18 protein-coding genes and 1 pseudogene are annotated in these 15115 nt (G+C 56.7%); all 19 read left to right on the top strand.

The annotated features are described in order from the left end of the window. Positions 1-147: 147 nt before the first annotated feature. Positions 148-1221 carry a toll/interleukin-1 receptor domain-containing protein gene (locus tag AAZT04_RS17495; RefSeq protein WP_434681118.1) on the top strand — a complete coding sequence of 358 codons (1074 nt, stop codon included), beginning with the start codon at positions 148-150 and terminating at the stop codon, positions 1219-1221. Positions 1222-1373: 152 nt separating this feature from the next. Beyond that, positions 1374-2018, top strand: a complete 645-nt coding sequence (locus AAZT04_RS17490; protein WP_434681116.1) for a pilus assembly protein PilL — start codon at positions 1374-1376, stop codon at positions 2016-2018. After that, positions 2015-2758, top strand: a complete 744-nt coding sequence (locus AAZT04_RS17485) for a hypothetical protein (RefSeq protein ID WP_434681114.1) — start codon at positions 2015-2017, stop codon at positions 2756-2758. The genes AAZT04_RS17490 and AAZT04_RS17485 overlap by 4 nt, the downstream gene beginning before the upstream one ends. Positions 2759-2768: 10 nt before the next feature. Then, complete coding sequence (locus AAZT04_RS17480) at positions 2769-3479, top strand: TIGR03759 family integrating conjugative element protein (RefSeq protein ID WP_012004789.1); 711 nt, start codon at positions 2769-2771, stop codon at positions 3477-3479. Beyond that, on the top strand, positions 3458-4150 hold the full coding sequence (locus AAZT04_RS17475) for a transglycosylase SLT domain-containing protein (RefSeq protein ID WP_434681112.1): 693 nt from the start codon (positions 3458-3460) through the stop codon (positions 4148-4150). Before AAZT04_RS17480 ends, AAZT04_RS17475 begins: the two co-directional genes overlap by 22 nt. A gap of 2 nt (positions 4151-4152) precedes the next feature. After that, positions 4153-4677 (top strand): integrating conjugative element protein, encoded by a 525-nt coding sequence (locus AAZT04_RS17470; protein WP_434681110.1) that lies wholly within the window; start codon positions 4153-4155, stop codon positions 4675-4677. Beyond that, a complete protein-coding gene (locus tag AAZT04_RS17465) occupies positions 4674-5264 on the top strand; it encodes a restriction endonuclease (RefSeq protein WP_434681108.1) in 591 nt (196 codons plus the stop codon). The genes AAZT04_RS17470 and AAZT04_RS17465 overlap by 4 nt, the downstream gene beginning before the upstream one ends. Then, positions 5261-7375 (top strand): type IV conjugative transfer system coupling protein TraD, encoded by a 2115-nt coding sequence (gene traD, locus AAZT04_RS17460; RefSeq protein WP_434681106.1) that lies wholly within the window; start codon positions 5261-5263, stop codon positions 7373-7375. The genes AAZT04_RS17465 and traD overlap by 4 nt, the downstream gene beginning before the upstream one ends. Continuing rightward, positions 7356-8114 (top strand): TIGR03747 family integrating conjugative element membrane protein, encoded by a 759-nt coding sequence (locus AAZT04_RS17455; RefSeq protein ID WP_434681104.1) that lies wholly within the window; start codon positions 7356-7358, stop codon positions 8112-8114. The genes traD and AAZT04_RS17455 overlap by 20 nt, the downstream gene beginning before the upstream one ends. A gap of 216 nt (positions 8115-8330) precedes the next feature. Next, positions 8331-8516 carry a hypothetical protein gene (locus AAZT04_RS17450; protein ID WP_290016658.1) on the top strand — a complete coding sequence of 62 codons (186 nt, stop codon included), beginning with the start codon at positions 8331-8333 and terminating at the stop codon, positions 8514-8516. Positions 8517-8692: 176 nt separating this feature from the next. Next, positions 8693-9025, top strand: coding sequence for an RAQPRD family integrative conjugative element protein (locus AAZT04_RS17445; RefSeq protein ID WP_434681101.1), 333 nt, complete (start codon positions 8693-8695; stop codon positions 9023-9025). After that, complete coding sequence (locus AAZT04_RS17440) at positions 9025-9267, top strand: TIGR03758 family integrating conjugative element protein (protein ID WP_212556649.1); 243 nt, start codon at positions 9025-9027, stop codon at positions 9265-9267. Before AAZT04_RS17445 ends, AAZT04_RS17440 begins: the two co-directional genes overlap by 1 nt. Positions 9268-9322: 55 nt before the next feature. Continuing rightward, positions 9323-9688 carry a TIGR03745 family integrating conjugative element membrane protein gene (locus AAZT04_RS17435; RefSeq protein ID WP_033635992.1) on the top strand — a complete coding sequence of 122 codons (366 nt, stop codon included), beginning with the start codon at positions 9323-9325 and terminating at the stop codon, positions 9686-9688. Between the two features lie 11 nt (positions 9689-9699). Beyond that, positions 9700-10065, top strand: coding sequence for a TIGR03750 family conjugal transfer protein (locus AAZT04_RS17430; protein WP_012146873.1), 366 nt, complete (start codon positions 9700-9702; stop codon positions 10063-10065). Beyond that, positions 10062-10733 carry a PFL_4703 family integrating conjugative element protein gene (locus tag AAZT04_RS17425; RefSeq protein WP_434681097.1) on the top strand — a complete coding sequence of 224 codons (672 nt, stop codon included), beginning with the start codon at positions 10062-10064 and terminating at the stop codon, positions 10731-10733. The genes AAZT04_RS17430 and AAZT04_RS17425 overlap by 4 nt, the downstream gene beginning before the upstream one ends. After that, the gene (locus AAZT04_RS17420; RefSeq protein ID WP_434681095.1) at positions 10730-11641 is read left to right on the top strand and encodes a TIGR03749 family integrating conjugative element protein; all 912 of its coding nucleotides are present in this window, start codon (positions 10730-10732) and stop codon (positions 11639-11641) included. The genes AAZT04_RS17425 and AAZT04_RS17420 overlap by 4 nt, the downstream gene beginning before the upstream one ends. Next, positions 11634-13130: a TIGR03752 family integrating conjugative element protein gene (locus tag AAZT04_RS17415; RefSeq protein WP_434681093.1), complete on the top strand. Its 1497-nt coding sequence runs from the start codon at positions 11634-11636 to the stop codon at positions 13128-13130. The genes AAZT04_RS17420 and AAZT04_RS17415 overlap by 8 nt, the downstream gene beginning before the upstream one ends. A 155-nt stretch (positions 13131-13285) precedes the next feature. After that, positions 13286-13711, top strand: a complete 426-nt coding sequence (locus AAZT04_RS17410) for a TIGR03751 family conjugal transfer lipoprotein (protein ID WP_434681091.1) — start codon at positions 13286-13288, stop codon at positions 13709-13711. Beyond that, positions 13711-14994 (top strand): annotated as a pseudogene (locus AAZT04_RS17405) (conjugative transfer ATPase); the annotation flags it as partial. The gene AAZT04_RS17410 and the pseudogene AAZT04_RS17405, both read left to right, overlap by 1 nt. Between the last annotated feature and the right edge of the window lie 121 nt (positions 14995-15115).

Below are 15115 nucleotides of genomic sequence, written 5' to 3'. Positions count from 1 at the left end.
CAACAGAGTACTTTTTTTCAGAGTTGTTAACTGAGAACAATAAACCCTGCTCTGGCAGGGTTTATTATAGATAGAGCAGTGGTGCTATTTTTTTATTGGTAGTAAAGTACCCCTCTGTCTATAGACATTTTTATAATTGGAGAGCGTATGGATAAGCCAACCATTTTCTTTAGTCACTCATCTATTGATCGAGAGTATATTTCTGAGTTAAAGGGAATGATAACTGGTCGCACATCTGGAACTGTTAATGTTTTTCAATCCAGTGATGGTGAAAGTATTCCGTTCGGTAATAACTGGGTTCATAAGATTGAAGAAAATTTGCATAAAGCAAAAATAATGTTTGTTTTTGTTTCTCCAAAATCAATATCATCTAGTTGGATATATTTTGAGTCGGGGTTTGCATATTCAAAAGGAGTGCGTGTTATTCCAGTGGGCATTAAGGGTGTTGATGTCGGCGCACTCAAACCGCCACTTAACTTGTTGCAAGGTTTCAATGTCTCATCGTCAGAAGGGATGAATAATATAATTAGTGTACTAAATAAAGAGTTTGCATGTAGTTTTGATGCTTCGTTCTCTAATGTTGACTTTGAACGAATTTCCCAGTTTGATGATGGTATCGTTGGTAAAAATAATGAAGCGCTAGAGTTAGTTGACTATGTGCATTTTAATCTCTCTGCACTAGTAGGTAGTGTGACAACACAGGATGAAAATAATATATTTGAAGACGCGATAGAGAGGCTTGAGGGAAAACTCCAAAGATTGAATGTACAGACTGCGCACAGCTATGAAGGTGATCTCCATGCTCATGGTTTATACGCCGTTTCGCACGGTCATTCTCCTGGAGCGCGAAAATCACTATCCATTAAGATAGATCCATATATGTTGATTGTGTATGAGCCTTTAATTTCGGAGTTGTTCTTGAATATGTACGAGAATAATGAGCCAGTGAAGGGATGGTTTAAGGTCTATTTTAAAAGCGCTGTGGAGTTAGAAACGGAGGGGTTCAAAGTATCATCGCGACTATCAAAGGTGGATGTCGGTTTCTCGTCTCGCGGTGGTGATGGTTATAATTATATGGAGTTGGATTTTGCCTTAGATAGGGCGTCCTCTAATCTTGGTAAAAAAGCGGGATTGAGAGTTATTTATAATCAAGGTGATTTTAGACTGAATACATTCTTAGAGTTGCTTACTACTCTAAGGAAAGTAGGGGTTATCCGTTGATTGATTGTTTCTTGGTGGGGTTAGGGACCTCACCAGTCAGTTCAAAGGATAAGTTATTTTTTCGTTTGCAATAAAGAGTTGTTAATTGAGCGTCCCGGACGGTAACCGCACAGTGACACCTGTCAATTGTCACTGAACAGGAAACCTTCCGGATGAAAAAAACAATTCTCGTCTCTTCCCTGGCAGCACTCATGCTGACCGGGTGCGTTACTCAGCAACCTCTGCAGCAGCGCGATATTTCCCCTGTTACGTCGTCTGTCACCGTCAACCGCAATGTTCAGCCGGTCAGCCCGGATGCCTACGGGCAGGTGCCGGAGGTGGTGCGCTACGACCGTTATTTATTGGCCAGCACTGACCCGGCGGCCGTTCAGCGTGATCCGCTCTCGCAAATCATCGATATCCGTATTCCGGCGTCAGTAAAACCGACAGTTGCTGATGCGTTGCGCTATGCGCTGCGCCAGTCGGGCTATTCCCTGTGCGCGACCGGACCGGCAAACGGCGTGCTGTACCGCCAGGCGTTGCCGGCGGTGCAGTACCAACTGGGACCGATGCGTTTGCGTACTGCCCTACAAGTGTTGGCCGGCCCTGCGTGGCAGCTCGAGGTAGACGACGTGCAACGTGTTGTCTGCCACAGCCTGCGTGACGGGTATCAGTTGCCGGCGACACAGCTGCCGCCGGTGGCGGAGGCACCGGGCAAGGCGATTTTAGCACCGGTTTCAGCACGTCCTGCTGCAACTGTCATTGCACCTCAAGCCGTTAACGCGGTGCCGGCAACCGGTGGGTGGTTGAAAAAATGACAGAGCATAATGAAGAAATGGTGCCGATGACACCGGCTAAAAAAGGGTTGCTGCGCAGCAAGACCTTCTGGGGGGCAACGGCCGGCGTCGTTGTCATCTTGGTTACTGGTCTCGTCGGTACAGGGGTTATCAACCATGTCGATCAGCGTATTGCCCAGCTTGAGCAGGCACAGAAAGCACTGGCGCCGCAGGATGGCATGAACTCTATGGCCGATGTGGTGCAGACGCATGCAAAACAGCTCAAAAGCCTGGCTGAACGCCAGGCCTCGCTCATGCGACAGATTGGGGCGCTGACGCTAACCAATGGGTTACCGGAAAAACTTGAGCAACAGCTGCAGGCTCAACAGGTTGAGTTGAATGTGCTGAAAGACAGCATAGAGTCCGTGAAAAAGTCAGCGACTGAAAAGCCGGCATCGACTGTGGCGCCATCAACGTCCGTACCCGCAGCCCCTTCAGCGACAGCCAAAATCACCCCAAAGCACAAACCTACGCCGATTAAATCCTCCCCGCGTAATGCGGTACGCCGTGTGGTGAGCAAAGCACCATTCGTGCTGACCGGGGTGGAGCAGCGTGGGACGTCAGCCTTGGCGGCTGTGGCGCCGCAGGGGTTCAGTGATTTGTCGCAGGTGCGGTTAATCGGGGAAGGGGAGTCAGTCGCTGGCTGGACCCTGGTCAGTGCCGGCTACGGGCAGGCGACGTTTCGTGTGAACGGCCGTCTGCAGACCGTCAGCGCCCAATAAGGAGAGCGTGATGAAACTGAAATACCACATGGTCGCGTTGATGCTACTGAGCCCGTTATCACAGGCGGCGCAGCAGACGGCCATCGAGAACAGCCAGTCTACCCTGAGCCAGCTTCAGCAGAGCCAGGACAACAAGACGGCTGAACAGGGTAAGCAGTGGGGCATCAGTGGGGAAGAGTACCAGCGATACCAGCAGTTGATGGATGGTCCCCGCGGGACCCAATCCCCCGGGCTTGATCCATTAACCGCCCTTGGCATTGAAGCTCAGAGTGACGCCGAACGTAAAAAGTACGCCGAGCAGTGGGTGAAGCAGGAGTTTGTCCGCACAGAGAAAGAACTCAAGTTCCAGCGTGAGGTGGATGCGGCCTGGCAGCGCCTCGGTGTGTTGCCGGTCAACATGGGGAACGCTGCGGGTATCGCGCATGACACCGGCGGGCGACTGGCGCTGTTCGTGAAAGCGAAGGACTGCGGTCAGTGTGATGCTCGACTGGCGGCGGTGCTGGCAGATAACCGGCCGGTCGACATTTACCTGGTCGACAGCAAGGGTAATGACAGCCTGCTGCGTGACTGGGCCCGGGAACATCATATTCCTATCGACAAGGTGCGCGCACGTCAAATCACGCTCAATCATGACGGTGGCCGCTGGATGAAGTTCGGCAACGGCCTGATGCCGGTGGTACTGCAGCAAGGGGAAAACGGATGGACACTCGCCGCGTTCTGACCCGGGGGCTATTGCCCCTGCTTGCCTTCCTCACTTCTGTGGGGGGCGGAGCCGTTCATGCTGCTACCCAGCAGGTCCCTTCCGGTTATCGGGAGGTGGCGTTGCGTCACGGGGTTCCTCCGGAGTCCCTGTATTCGGTGGCGTTGGCCGAGACATCGATGGCGCCGAAAAGCATCGTCTCGGTGACCCGCGGCGCCGGTCCGGCTCCGGATGTGGAGCGCCCCTGGCCCTGGACCATCAATGTTGCGGGTAAAGGGTATCGCTATGCCAGCCGACTGCAGGCGTGGGAAGCCTTGCTGCGTTTTTTGAAAACACATCCTCGCAAGCGCATCGATGTCGGAATTGCCCAGGTCAATCTGGGCTGGAACGGCCATCACTTTACGTCGACCTGGGCGGCGTTTGATCCGTACACCAATCTCAACGCGGCGGCGGCCATCCTGCGGGAATGCTATGACCGCAATCCTGGGAGTTGGCTGACCGCAGCCGGCTGCTATCACCACCCTGCCGGCGGTGCGCCCGCTGCCCGGTATAAATCTATTGTGAGTGGCAAGCTGGCACGCCTAAACGGCAGGGCGTCTGACCTGCCCCGGGTGGCCAGTACAACCCCCACGGCCACGGCATTACCGGCACAAACGGCCGCACTGACCTGGATTGAACCACGGAGCCAATAATCATGAAAAAAGTGAATTTTCTGCTGTTCGGCCTGAGTCTGGTGACCACCGCGGCGCTGGCCAATCTGAATGTGATCGCCGATGTCGGTGGTGAAGATGCTTCGCCGTATTTTGAAGGTATCAACCGCCAGGAGGGGGCACAATCGTCTCCCGTCGCGCCGCCGGCGCCGGCATCTCCTGCTGATACCGAGGCTGCAGTGTTGCCTGTGGCAACGCCAGAACTGACGCCAGGTGATGTGGCTGACAGACCTCTGCAGTTACCCGGGATCGGCGCGCTGTTTATTGTGGGTGATGACGACGACAGCCGTATCTGGCTAAAGTCGAACGCGGAACAACTCAAATCCCGGCACGCCGCAGGTCTCGTCGTTAACGTCAGTAACCTGCCTGCACTGCAGGCGCTGCGTGAGCTGGCACCGGGTGTGCCGATGGCGCCCGCATCCGGCAGTGAACTGGCGCGTCGTCTGCAGTTGGCGCATTACCCGGTGCTGATCACCGATACCGGGTTGTCACAACAGGTCTCACCATGATGTCGGCACAGCACATCGTCGCAGCTTTGGTTGGGAACCCATGGCTTGCGGCAGTGCTGATTGGGCTGTTTGTTGCTGTCATGGCGGGACTCAACTGCCGTGGACGGGAGACAGCCAGCCATCGCCGCCACCGCCGTTATCAGGCGACGGCCGCAAGGGTGCTTCAGCGTTTACCACAATTGGCCGGTGACGCGCAGCGCCTGACTTACCTGCGCAAAATCAATCCCTACGTATTTGAAGAGCTGTTGTTGCTGACCTGTGAACGCCAGGGACATCCGGTCAAACGCAATGACTCATACAGCGGTGATGGCGGCCTGGACGGTCAGGTCATCATTGATGGCAAAAAATACTTCATCCAGGCCAAACGCTATGGCCGAACCATCACCCCCTCACACATCCAAGACTTTGGTGCGCTGTTGCTGAAATCTCGGTGCGAGGGTTTTTTTATTCATACCGGTCGTACTGGCCACCTCAGCCGGGCATTGCTGCAAAACCATACTCACGTTCACCTTGTCAGTGGTCAGCGCCTGCTGGATTTATTGGCCGGTAATCCCCGTTGGTACGAAAAAGGAATCAATCGACCATGAGTAATCGCCACGTTATGGAAGCGTTGCTGCGCCCGGCAGTCGAATTGAATACAGCGATTGTGGCCGGCGCCGCAGCCGCCATTTGTTTTGTTGCCCCCTGGTCAGTGGCATTGGCGCCGTCGGTGAGTTATGTCACTGCCGGCGGGTTTGCGGTGCTGTCTGCGGTACGGGCACGTCAGGGCCTGCGGGTGATCCGTTACCGCCGTAATCTGCGCCGACTGCCGCGGTATGTCATGACCAGCGCACAAATACCGGTTAGCCGGCAGCGGCTGTTCCTGGGGCGGGGTTTTCGCTGGCAGCAAAAGCACACCCAGCGTCTGATGGACACCCGTCGTCCAGAGGTTGAGAAGTATGTTCAGCCGCCGCAGCTGTACCAGATGGCGCGCCGTCTGGAGCTTAAAACCGAATACACCCTACCGTGGTTATCCCAGTTGCTGCGCAAAGACTCTGTACTGAACCCGGTCAGGCCGCTGCCACCGGTCGGAGGGAACCCGGCAATTCATGGTATTGAACCCGATGAGCTGGATGTTTCGATGGATTTGCGTGAACGCGTGGGCCACAGCCTGGTACTGGGTACTACCCGTGTGGGCAAAACGCGTCTAGCTGAGTTGCTGATCACCCAGGATATTCGCCGCGGTGATATCACCATCGTGTTTGACCCGAAAGGTGATGCTGACCTGCTGCGGCGTGTCTGGGCTGAAGCCCACCGTGCCGGCCGCGGGGATGAGCTGTTCATCTTCCACCTGGGCTGGCCGGATATCTCGGCACGCTATAACGCCGTCGGGCGTTTTGAGCGTGTCTCCGAGGTAGCTGGCCGTATCTCCGGGCAGTTGAGTGGGGAGGGCAACAGTGCGGCGTTCCGCGAGTTCGCCTGGCGATTCGTCAACATCGTCGCGCGTGCCCTGGTCGCTCTGGGGCAGCGACCGGACTACACCCTGATCACCCGTTATGTGAACAACATCAGTGAACTGTATGAGACCTACGCGAAAAAGGTGATTGAAACGCGTATGCCGGCACTGCAGCAGCAGATAGATAACAACCTAAAGGTGCTGACGGAGGAGGACGTGCCGCGCAACATGCAGGGACAACCGAATGCAGTCAAAATATTCGCGGTTGAAATGGCCCTGAGCTCGGAAGCCGGCAAGCAGCTGTATGATCCTATCCTGGATGGACTGCGCTCGGCCGTGCGCTATGACCGCACCTATTTTGATAAAATTGTGGCGTCACTGCTGCCGTTGCTGGAAAAACTCACCACCGGCAAGACCGCAGAGCTGCTGGCACCGAACTACATGGACATGAACGATCCCCGGCCGATATTTGACTGGGAACAGGTCATCCGCAAGCGCGGCATTGTTTACGTCGGGCTGGATGCGTTGTCGGACGGAGTGGTTGCTTCTGCCGTCGGCAACAGTATGTTTGCTGACCTGGTGTCTGTGGCCGGCCATATCTATAAACACGGCATGCATGGCGGGTTGCCGACCCGCGCAGACGGCAAACTGCCTATCAACCTGCATTGTGACGAGTTCAATGAGTTGATGGGGGACGAATTTATCCCTCTCATCAACAAAGGCGGTGGCGCCGGCATGCAGGTGACGGCTTACACGCAAACCGAGTCGGATATCGAGGCACGCATCGGCAGTACCGCCAAGGCGGCCCAGGTGACGGGTAACTTCAATACCCTGATCATGCTGCGCGTGCGCGAGAACCGGACCGCACAGTTGCTGACGACACAACTCCCGGAGGTCGATGTCTACACCAAAACCCTGGTGTCGGGGCACGCTGATACGGCCGACGTTGAGAAAGGGCAGGACTTCACGTCCAGCACCCAGGATCGCGTTGGTACGGTGAAAACGCCGCTGCTGATGCCGGCGGATGTGATCAACCTGCCGAAGGGGCAGGCGTTTGCGCTGCTGGAAGGCGGGCAGTTGTGGAAAATCAGGATGCCCCTGCCAAGTGGCGACGGCGGTGATGCGTTGATGCCGCCCAACCTGCAGAAGATTGCCGAGGAGATGCAGCGCAACTACCGGACAAGTGAATCCTGGTGGTCAGCCAGCACGGTAATGCCTGATGCGGTCATAAAAGGGGGACTGAATGTCACAAGCGGTGAATAATCAGCCTCAGCAGCCCGTACAACCCCGTAAGCATGGGGTGTTTTACAACGTACTGTGGGGCTGGCCATGGATGCTGATCGGGATGTTCTTCGCCTCGTTGTTAGTGAGCCTGGTGATTGAGTATGTCGGGATGGCATTTTTTTGGACAGAACTTGGCGCGTCGCACAGTGAAGCGGTGATGCATACTGAAATGGGGTATCTGTCATCGGAGTTTACCCGCAGTCTGATGTTGTCTGAGCCGTCAGTCACCGTCACGCGGTGGATTGGCCAGGCGTATCAGTGGACCTTCGTGGACAGCGGTTTTTTGGACTGGATCCAACGTGCCTATGATTCGCAGGTGCACAGCCAGAATGCGGTGGCCCGAGAGCTGAACAGTTGGAGTGGCTGGCTGGCCGCCACGCTCAAAGAGTACCTGGTGGCGACGGTATATGTCACCGTCATCACCTTGGTGCGGGTGACCATTCTTGTGCTGTCCATCCCGCTGTTTATCCTGGTGGTCCTGGTTGCGCTGACAGAAGGCCTGGGGCGGCGTGATATCCGTCGTTATGGCGCTGGCTATGAGTCCAGCTTTGTCTACCATCATGCGAAACGTATGGTTCAGCCGGCTATCTATATTCCCTGCATGCTGTATCTGTCCTGGCCAACGGCGGTATACCCGAATCTCCTGCTGTTGCCGGCAGCGATTTTGCTGGGTATTGCAGTGACGGTGACGACGGCTAGCTTTAAAAAGTACCTATAGTCTTGAACCAGGCTGGACGGCGGCGAGCAAAACTTGTTTTTGTGCGCTGCCGTCAGCAGACAAGCCGCAAAGCGGCGCGTCAGTTGGCTTCCCCCAGAATTTCGGCCCCCCTTTCACCTGTTGTACGATGGTAATGCCAGTTCGGTCTATCTGTGACTGGTAGGGGTGTCAGTTGGAGGAAACTGACATTAGGTCTAATAGTGAAAGGATATTCGCATGAACATTCTGAGCGCTGAAGTTTTTCACTCTGTTATCAACGGGTTAAACGCAACGAACATACACCAGGAGTATGCTCTGTTTTTTGTTTCTCCTGGTGACCCTGCGTTCTGGAGCTTTCTGCTGGCTGCAACGCTGCTAACTCTGCAACTGATGCCGTTGGGATCGAAGAGAAAGCATAAATAGGAGGGGCCGCCATTCGTGGCGGCTTTGTCACATTTTTACCTCACGTAGCGGTTTCCCCAACCATGCTCCCCCCAAAGTGGATAAAAATTATCAAAATTCCATAAAGAGTTATCCACTGACCTCCCGCCTCATCTATCGCACCCTGACAGCACCCTAAATCGTTATGGAGTGCTTGCATGCGTATCCCCGTATTTACCCGAGGATTGGGCGCCGGCTTTTTGCTGGGGTTGTCATTCCTCATCGCACTGTCTGCCCAGGCTGCTGAAAAAGACGAGCTCGCATCTGCCCAGCGCATGCTGGTTCAGGTGCAGGCAGCGCTTGAACGCGCGCGCGTTGCCGCCGTTCAGGCCGACCCGTCCGAGCGTGGTCGTTTCTTCTTTGACTATGCACGTGCCACTGCCGACCTCAAGACCATCAATGCCGGTATTGACCGCTACCTCGAGCCATCGCGCGCGCAGCCGCGTGATGGCAGTGCTGTGGCCGGTAATTACCGTCGGGAGCGCCCCTGATGGCCATGACCGGTGCACAGGAACAGGCCTTCAATGCGGCCAGCGGTGGGGTTGAAGCCAACATCCTGTCGCTGATCTGCATCGGCGGGTTGCTGGCGACGCTGTTTGTCTGGGCGGCCTGGGCGCTGACCGATATCTGGAAAGGGTGGAGCAACGAAAAGATCCGCAACGCGGCGATGGTGCAGTTTGCCGTCAGGCTCGTGCTGCTGCTGGTTGTTGTCACCTGGATGTTTGCCAGCTGAAGACGCTGGACGGTTTTACATGTTGTTAATTTCACACTGCAAAAAGGAATGTTTTATGAATGCTGTAGTTCGTCTTTTCCGTCATTTCTCTGCGCGTGTCGCGGTGGCGACTTCTCTGGCTTATGCCGCCAGTCAACCGGCGCAGGCTGCCCTGCCGAGCGTTGAACCTCCGTCTTCCGGCGGTGGAGGTGGCCTGATGGATACGCTGAAAGGCTATCTGCAGGACGGCATTGTGCTGGTCGGTCTGGTGTTGGCCGCGGTGGCATTTATCGTGGTGGCCCAGTCAGCGGTTTCCACATTTCATGAGGTCCGTGAAGGGAAAACCAACTGGGGTAAATTCGGCGCCATTATCGTGGTCGGTATCGTGCTGGTCGTGGCGGTTATCTGGCTGGTCGGCAAGTCCGCTGAAATCCTGTTCTAAGGTCGTTCGCTATGCAGACTATCCGATTTTTGCCTGACCGCCTCAACGCTGAGCCTGTCGTCTTCCGGGGCTTTACCACCCCGGAGATGGGACTGGCGGCTTTGGCCGGTGTGGGACTGGGTCTGCTCGTGTCGTTGCCGTTTTTTCCGCTTGCCGGTTGGGTCGTGATACCCACCGGCATGCTGGTGACCCCTCTCCTCGTTATCTGGTTTGGTGGCAGCCGGCTGACGCGCCTCAAGCGCGGTAAACCGGAGAATTATATCTGGCAGCGCCTCGAGGCGCGTAAACGTCGCATGGGGTGGGGTGATCCCACCCTGATTATCGACAAGCAGGGCTGGTCGTTGCGCCGCAGCCGCGTTGTTAAGAGGTCAACATGAGCCATTTTAGACATGCGGTTAAAAACCGCGACCAGCACATTCTCACATTACGCGTTGCCTGCGGTGTGCTGGTTGTTTTCCTCCTGGTGGCCAGCATCGGCTGGATGCGGGCGCCGGAGAACCTGACTATCCATAATCCCCCCGACCTGCGTAGCGGCTCTACCCGCGCCTGGTGGGAGGTTCCGCCGTCAACTGTCTACAGCTTCGGCTTTTATATCTTTCAGCAACTCAATGCCTGGCCAAAAAACGGTGAGGTGGATTACCCGGCCAAAATCAATGGCCTGTCACCCTACCTGACACCGTCGTGTGAGCGTTTCTTGAAAGCTGACGCCAAAAAGCGCAGCGAAAGCGGCGAGCTCGCCGGCAGGACGCGCGTGGTGTTTGAAATCCCCGAACATGGCTACAACGGCCGTTATAACCAGAGCCCGGTGACGGTGAAAGGCCGTGATAACTGGGTGGTACGCCTTGACCTGGTGGCGGATGAGTCCTTTGCCGGCGAACCGGTGAAGCGCGCACTGACACGCTACCCGCTGAAAGTGGTGCGCGCAGAAGGGGATCCGGAACGTAATGAGTTCGGTCTGGCCCTGGATTGTTACGACAGCATGCCACAACGTCTGGCTGCGGCGCCGGTGGAACCCGCACCCGAGAAGAAAGGAGTATTCCAATGATGAGAGCACGTGTTCTGGCGCTTTCCCTGAGTGTGCTTCCCCTGGCGGCAACGTTCACGGTACCGGTTGCCCAGGCGGAAGAGCTGATGAAATGGGAGCGTATCCCGTTGCAAATCCCGCTGGCCGTCGGCAAGGAGCGGGTGCTATTTGCCGATAAAAATGTCCGTGTCGGTTTCCCGCCGGCACTGAACGGCAAGCTGCGGGTGCAAAGCAGTGGCGGGGCTGTTTATCTGAAAGCCGATGCCGCATTTCCGCCAACGCGTCTGCAACTGCAGGACGTAGAGAACGGGGAGGTTATTCTCCTCGATGTGACGGCATCGGACAAAGGCTCCGCCGAGCCGGTGCGCATTGTCTACAGCGGTGATGTGTCGTCGGTCAGCAGCAGTAATGATACCCCGTCCCCATTAAACGGGAGCAGTTCGGCAGCGCTTGGGGCGGAGGATGGCACTCAGGCGAAGCGTAAAAAAATCAAATACAACGCGCCGCTGCCGGTGGTGTTGACGCGTTACGCGGCACAGAGCCTGTACGGCCCGGTGCGCACGGTTGAAGCGGTGCCGGGCATTCACCCGGTCAACCTGCACCTGCCGAAACGCATCACCACACTGTACCCGTCAGAACCCGTGGCCATCACCCCGCTGGGCGGCTGGGGTATTGGCGACCGTAACGTGGTGGCGCTGAAGGTGCAGAACACGGCCAGCCGCAAAATCATGCTCGATCCACGGGTACTGCAGGGGCAGTTTGTGACGGCCACCTTCCAGCACCGTTATCTCGGTCCTGTGGGGACCCCGGAAGACACCACCACGCTGTACCTGGTCACCGCCGGTCGCCCGGACGGGGCGTTTGTCGCGGAGCCGTCGGGGGTTCGCAAAGCGGTGAAGGCAGCGAAGAAGAGGGCAAACCATGGCTGATGTGAAATCTAACATGCTGCCGAAAGTGATAGTGTTCGGTGTGTTGGCCGCCGCGATCCTCGTTGGGCTGAAAGCCTGCAGCAGCAATAAAACGACGGAAAAAACTCAGCAGGCGCATAACGTCCTGGCCAACATGTCGCCGGAGGAGTTGCGCGCCCTGGGCGTTGAAGGGGATACCCCGGAAGACACGCTGCGTACCCTGGTCGGCACCCTGCGCACCACCCGAACCCAGCAGGCCGAGCTGCAGAGCAACATCGACAAAGTGTTGAAAGAAAACGAAGCGCTGCGCAAACGCAATACCAATGTCTCCGGCCAGGTCAATGAGGCTGTGGCCGGTTTCCAGAAACAGGCACAGCAACGTCAGCAGCAGCTTCAGCAGGAGCAACAAACGCTGATGGGGAAAATCCAGACGCTGACCGATCAATTGGCCGGGAACAAAGACAAGGCGAAGAGCGACAGTGATATCCCGCTCGGTCTGGGGCTGGATGGCATGGGTGCCGGCGAGGGAAGCGCGGCACCTGGCCAGGATGGTTTGATGTGGGTCGGACCGAAGGACATGAAAGAACCTGATCCGCGCAATCCGAACAGCGCCAAAGACGGCCCGCAGTTCCCGACGTCGTTCCTGTCTGATAACGCCATCACGCGCCAGAAAGCCGCCTATGAACAGCAGGTAAAAGGCCGCACCAATGAAAAAGGGGCGGAGGAGAATGCCGAGCCGGTGTTTACCTTGCCTGAGAACTCCACCCTGGTGGGCAGTCGTTCCATGACGGCGCTGCTGGGCCGGGTGCCGATCAACGGTACGGTGACCGACCCCTATCCGTTCAAACTGATGATTGGTAAAGACAACCTGACGGCGAACGGCATCGAGCTGCCGGACGTGGAAGGGGCGATTGTCTCTGGGACCGCCAGCGGAGACTGGACGTTGTCGTGCGTGCGTGGCCAGATCAACAGCATCACCTTTGTGTTTGCGGACGGTACGGTACGCACCTTGCCGCATCCTGACACCAATATGAAGGCAAACAGCAACAACAATAGCGGCAACAGTGGCAAAGACGTCAGCACCACCGCCGGTATCGGCTGGATTTCCGATGACAATGGCATTCCCTGTATCGGCGGGGAGCGTAAATCCAATGCCTCGACCTACCTGCCGACCATTGCCGCGTTGTCTGCCGCCAGCGCCGCCGGTGAGGGGATCAGCCAGGGGCAATACACCACGCAAAACAATGTCAATGGCATCAGCGCCACCATGACCGGCAATGCCGGCCAAGCGGTGCTGGGCAAAGCCCTGTCCGGCGGAATGAAAGAGACCGCCGATTGGGTACGCGAGCGCTACGGCATGATGTTCGACGCCGTCTACGTCCCTCCGGGCCAGAAACTGGCCGTACACATTACCCGCCAACTGGCGATCGATTTTGAGACCAAAGGGCGCAAGGTGCGTTACGACTTTAGCCTGCCAGGCGAAGACGGCAGCACCGGCGGACTGGATTAACGCGTCATTCAGAGGAGAAAGGGCATGCTGTGGCTGTGGCGTCAATGCGAAAGGATGAGTCCCCCACAGGGCTGGGCGTTCATTTTACTGTTCTGCAGCGCGTTTTGGCTGAGTGTGCTGCTTCTGCTGTGTTTGCTTATAAGAGAATGATAATCATGCGGAAAAACCTACTTAACCGAGTCCTGGCTACCGCTGTCATGGTCAGCATCATAGCATTGGCCGGCTGCTCGACGTCGAAAGAGGAAATGCTGCCACCGGGCGACAGCTCGATGCTGGAATTGTGGCAGGGTGATGACGGCGGTGGTTCGGCGCGTAATGCGGTGGCGGCCCGCGACAGTCTGCGCCGTCCACTCACCGACAGCGAACGCCAGGCGACAGCGGCGGACGATCGCAGCTACAGCCGCACCCAGGAAAGCGAAATCAGCCAGCAGTTCCCGCGGCTGCCGAACCCCGACCTGGTGATGTATGTCTTTCCGCATCTGGCGGACGGTAACGCACCGGTGCCGGGGTACAGCACCGTGTTTCCGTTCTACAACCAGGTGCAGTATGCGATGCCGGGTGAACGGACGGAGGCCTACTGATGCGATTTTCCCTGTTTGATAAAAAGCGCCTGACGCGCAAGAAGTCGTCGGTACCGGAGGCGGTTGCCCAGGATACATTGACTGCGACCGAGGATGGCGTGCCGCTGTCCGTAGACGGACGTGAGCCGTTACGGCGGCCCGGCAAGATGACGGTAAAGGATGAGCAGCAGGTGTATCACGCCAATCCGTCCATCGTTGATTACCTGCCCTGGGCGGAATTTCTCGACCGCGAACAGTGTATTTTGCTCGATGACGGTGTGTCCGTCGGGGCTGTTTTTGACATCACGCCGGTAGCGACCGAAGGACGCACGGACGATCGCCTGGAGCAAATGCGCGACACGGTGGAAGACGCACTGCAGGATTCGTTTGACGAGCATGACGAAAACCCCTGGATCGCACAGTTCTTCTGCCAGGACGAGAACAACGCCGAGGCGTATATCGACCGCCTGAGAAATTACGTCAAACCCCATGCCCAGGGCAGCGCGTTCACCGAAGACTGGCTGAAAGAAACCGAACGTCATATGCGCGGTATCGCTCGTCCGGAAGGTCTGTTTAAGGACACGCTGATCACCGATCAGCCATGGCGTGGGCAGCAACGCCGTACCCGTATGGTGGTGTATCGCTGGATTGGCAAGGGCAATCATGATCCGATGCCACCGGTTGCCATGCTGAATCAGACCTGTGAGCGGGTGACCGGGGCGCTCGCCGGCGCCGGCGTTGCCTGCGTGCGCCAGAACGGGGCACAGGTCCATGACTGGCTGCTGCGTCATTTTAATCCCAACCCGGAGTGGGTGGAAAAAGAGACCCTGTACCGTGACGCCGCTTATTTTGACAGTCGTGACACGCCGGAAGGCGCCATGCCGGTGCAGAACGATTTTGCCGAGACCCTGTTGTTCACCCCGCCCGTGTCCGATCCGGATCAGGGGGTATGGTGGTTCGATAACCAGGCGCATTGCGCCATTCCCGTCGAGAAGCTGCGCCGCCCGCCGGAGCCGGGCACCATCACCGGTGAAATGAAACGCGGGGAGAAGAAAATCAATGCGCTGATGGACTTGTTCCCGGAGGGAACGATGCTGTGCATGACCATCGTGGTACAGCCTCAGGACACGCTGGAGAATGATTTCAACAAGCTGTCGAAAAACGCCGTCGGCGAGAATACCGAGTCCGGCCGCGTGCGTCAGGACGTGGCTCAGGTGAAAGAGTACCTAGGGAATCGCCACAAGCTGTACCGTGCCGGCATTACGTTTCTGCTGCGTGCCGGCGACCTGACCACACTCAACCACATGCTGTAATCTTAATACGATCCCAGTCTGTGATATCTGAGGTGATTGCCATGAAAACTTTCGTTGGACTTGATGTTTCCCAGAAGAAAACAAGCATCTGCGTTATTGACCATAACGGTAA

The sequence above is a fragment of the Serratia sp. Je.1.23.a genome, from assembly GCF_051129805.1.
In the GTDB taxonomy this organism is placed as follows: domain Bacteria; phylum Pseudomonadota; class Gammaproteobacteria; order Enterobacterales; family Enterobacteriaceae; genus Serratia; species Serratia liquefaciens.
The sequence above is the reverse complement of the archived record's forward strand: the minus strand, read 5'-3'. Positions and strand labels throughout refer to the sequence as shown.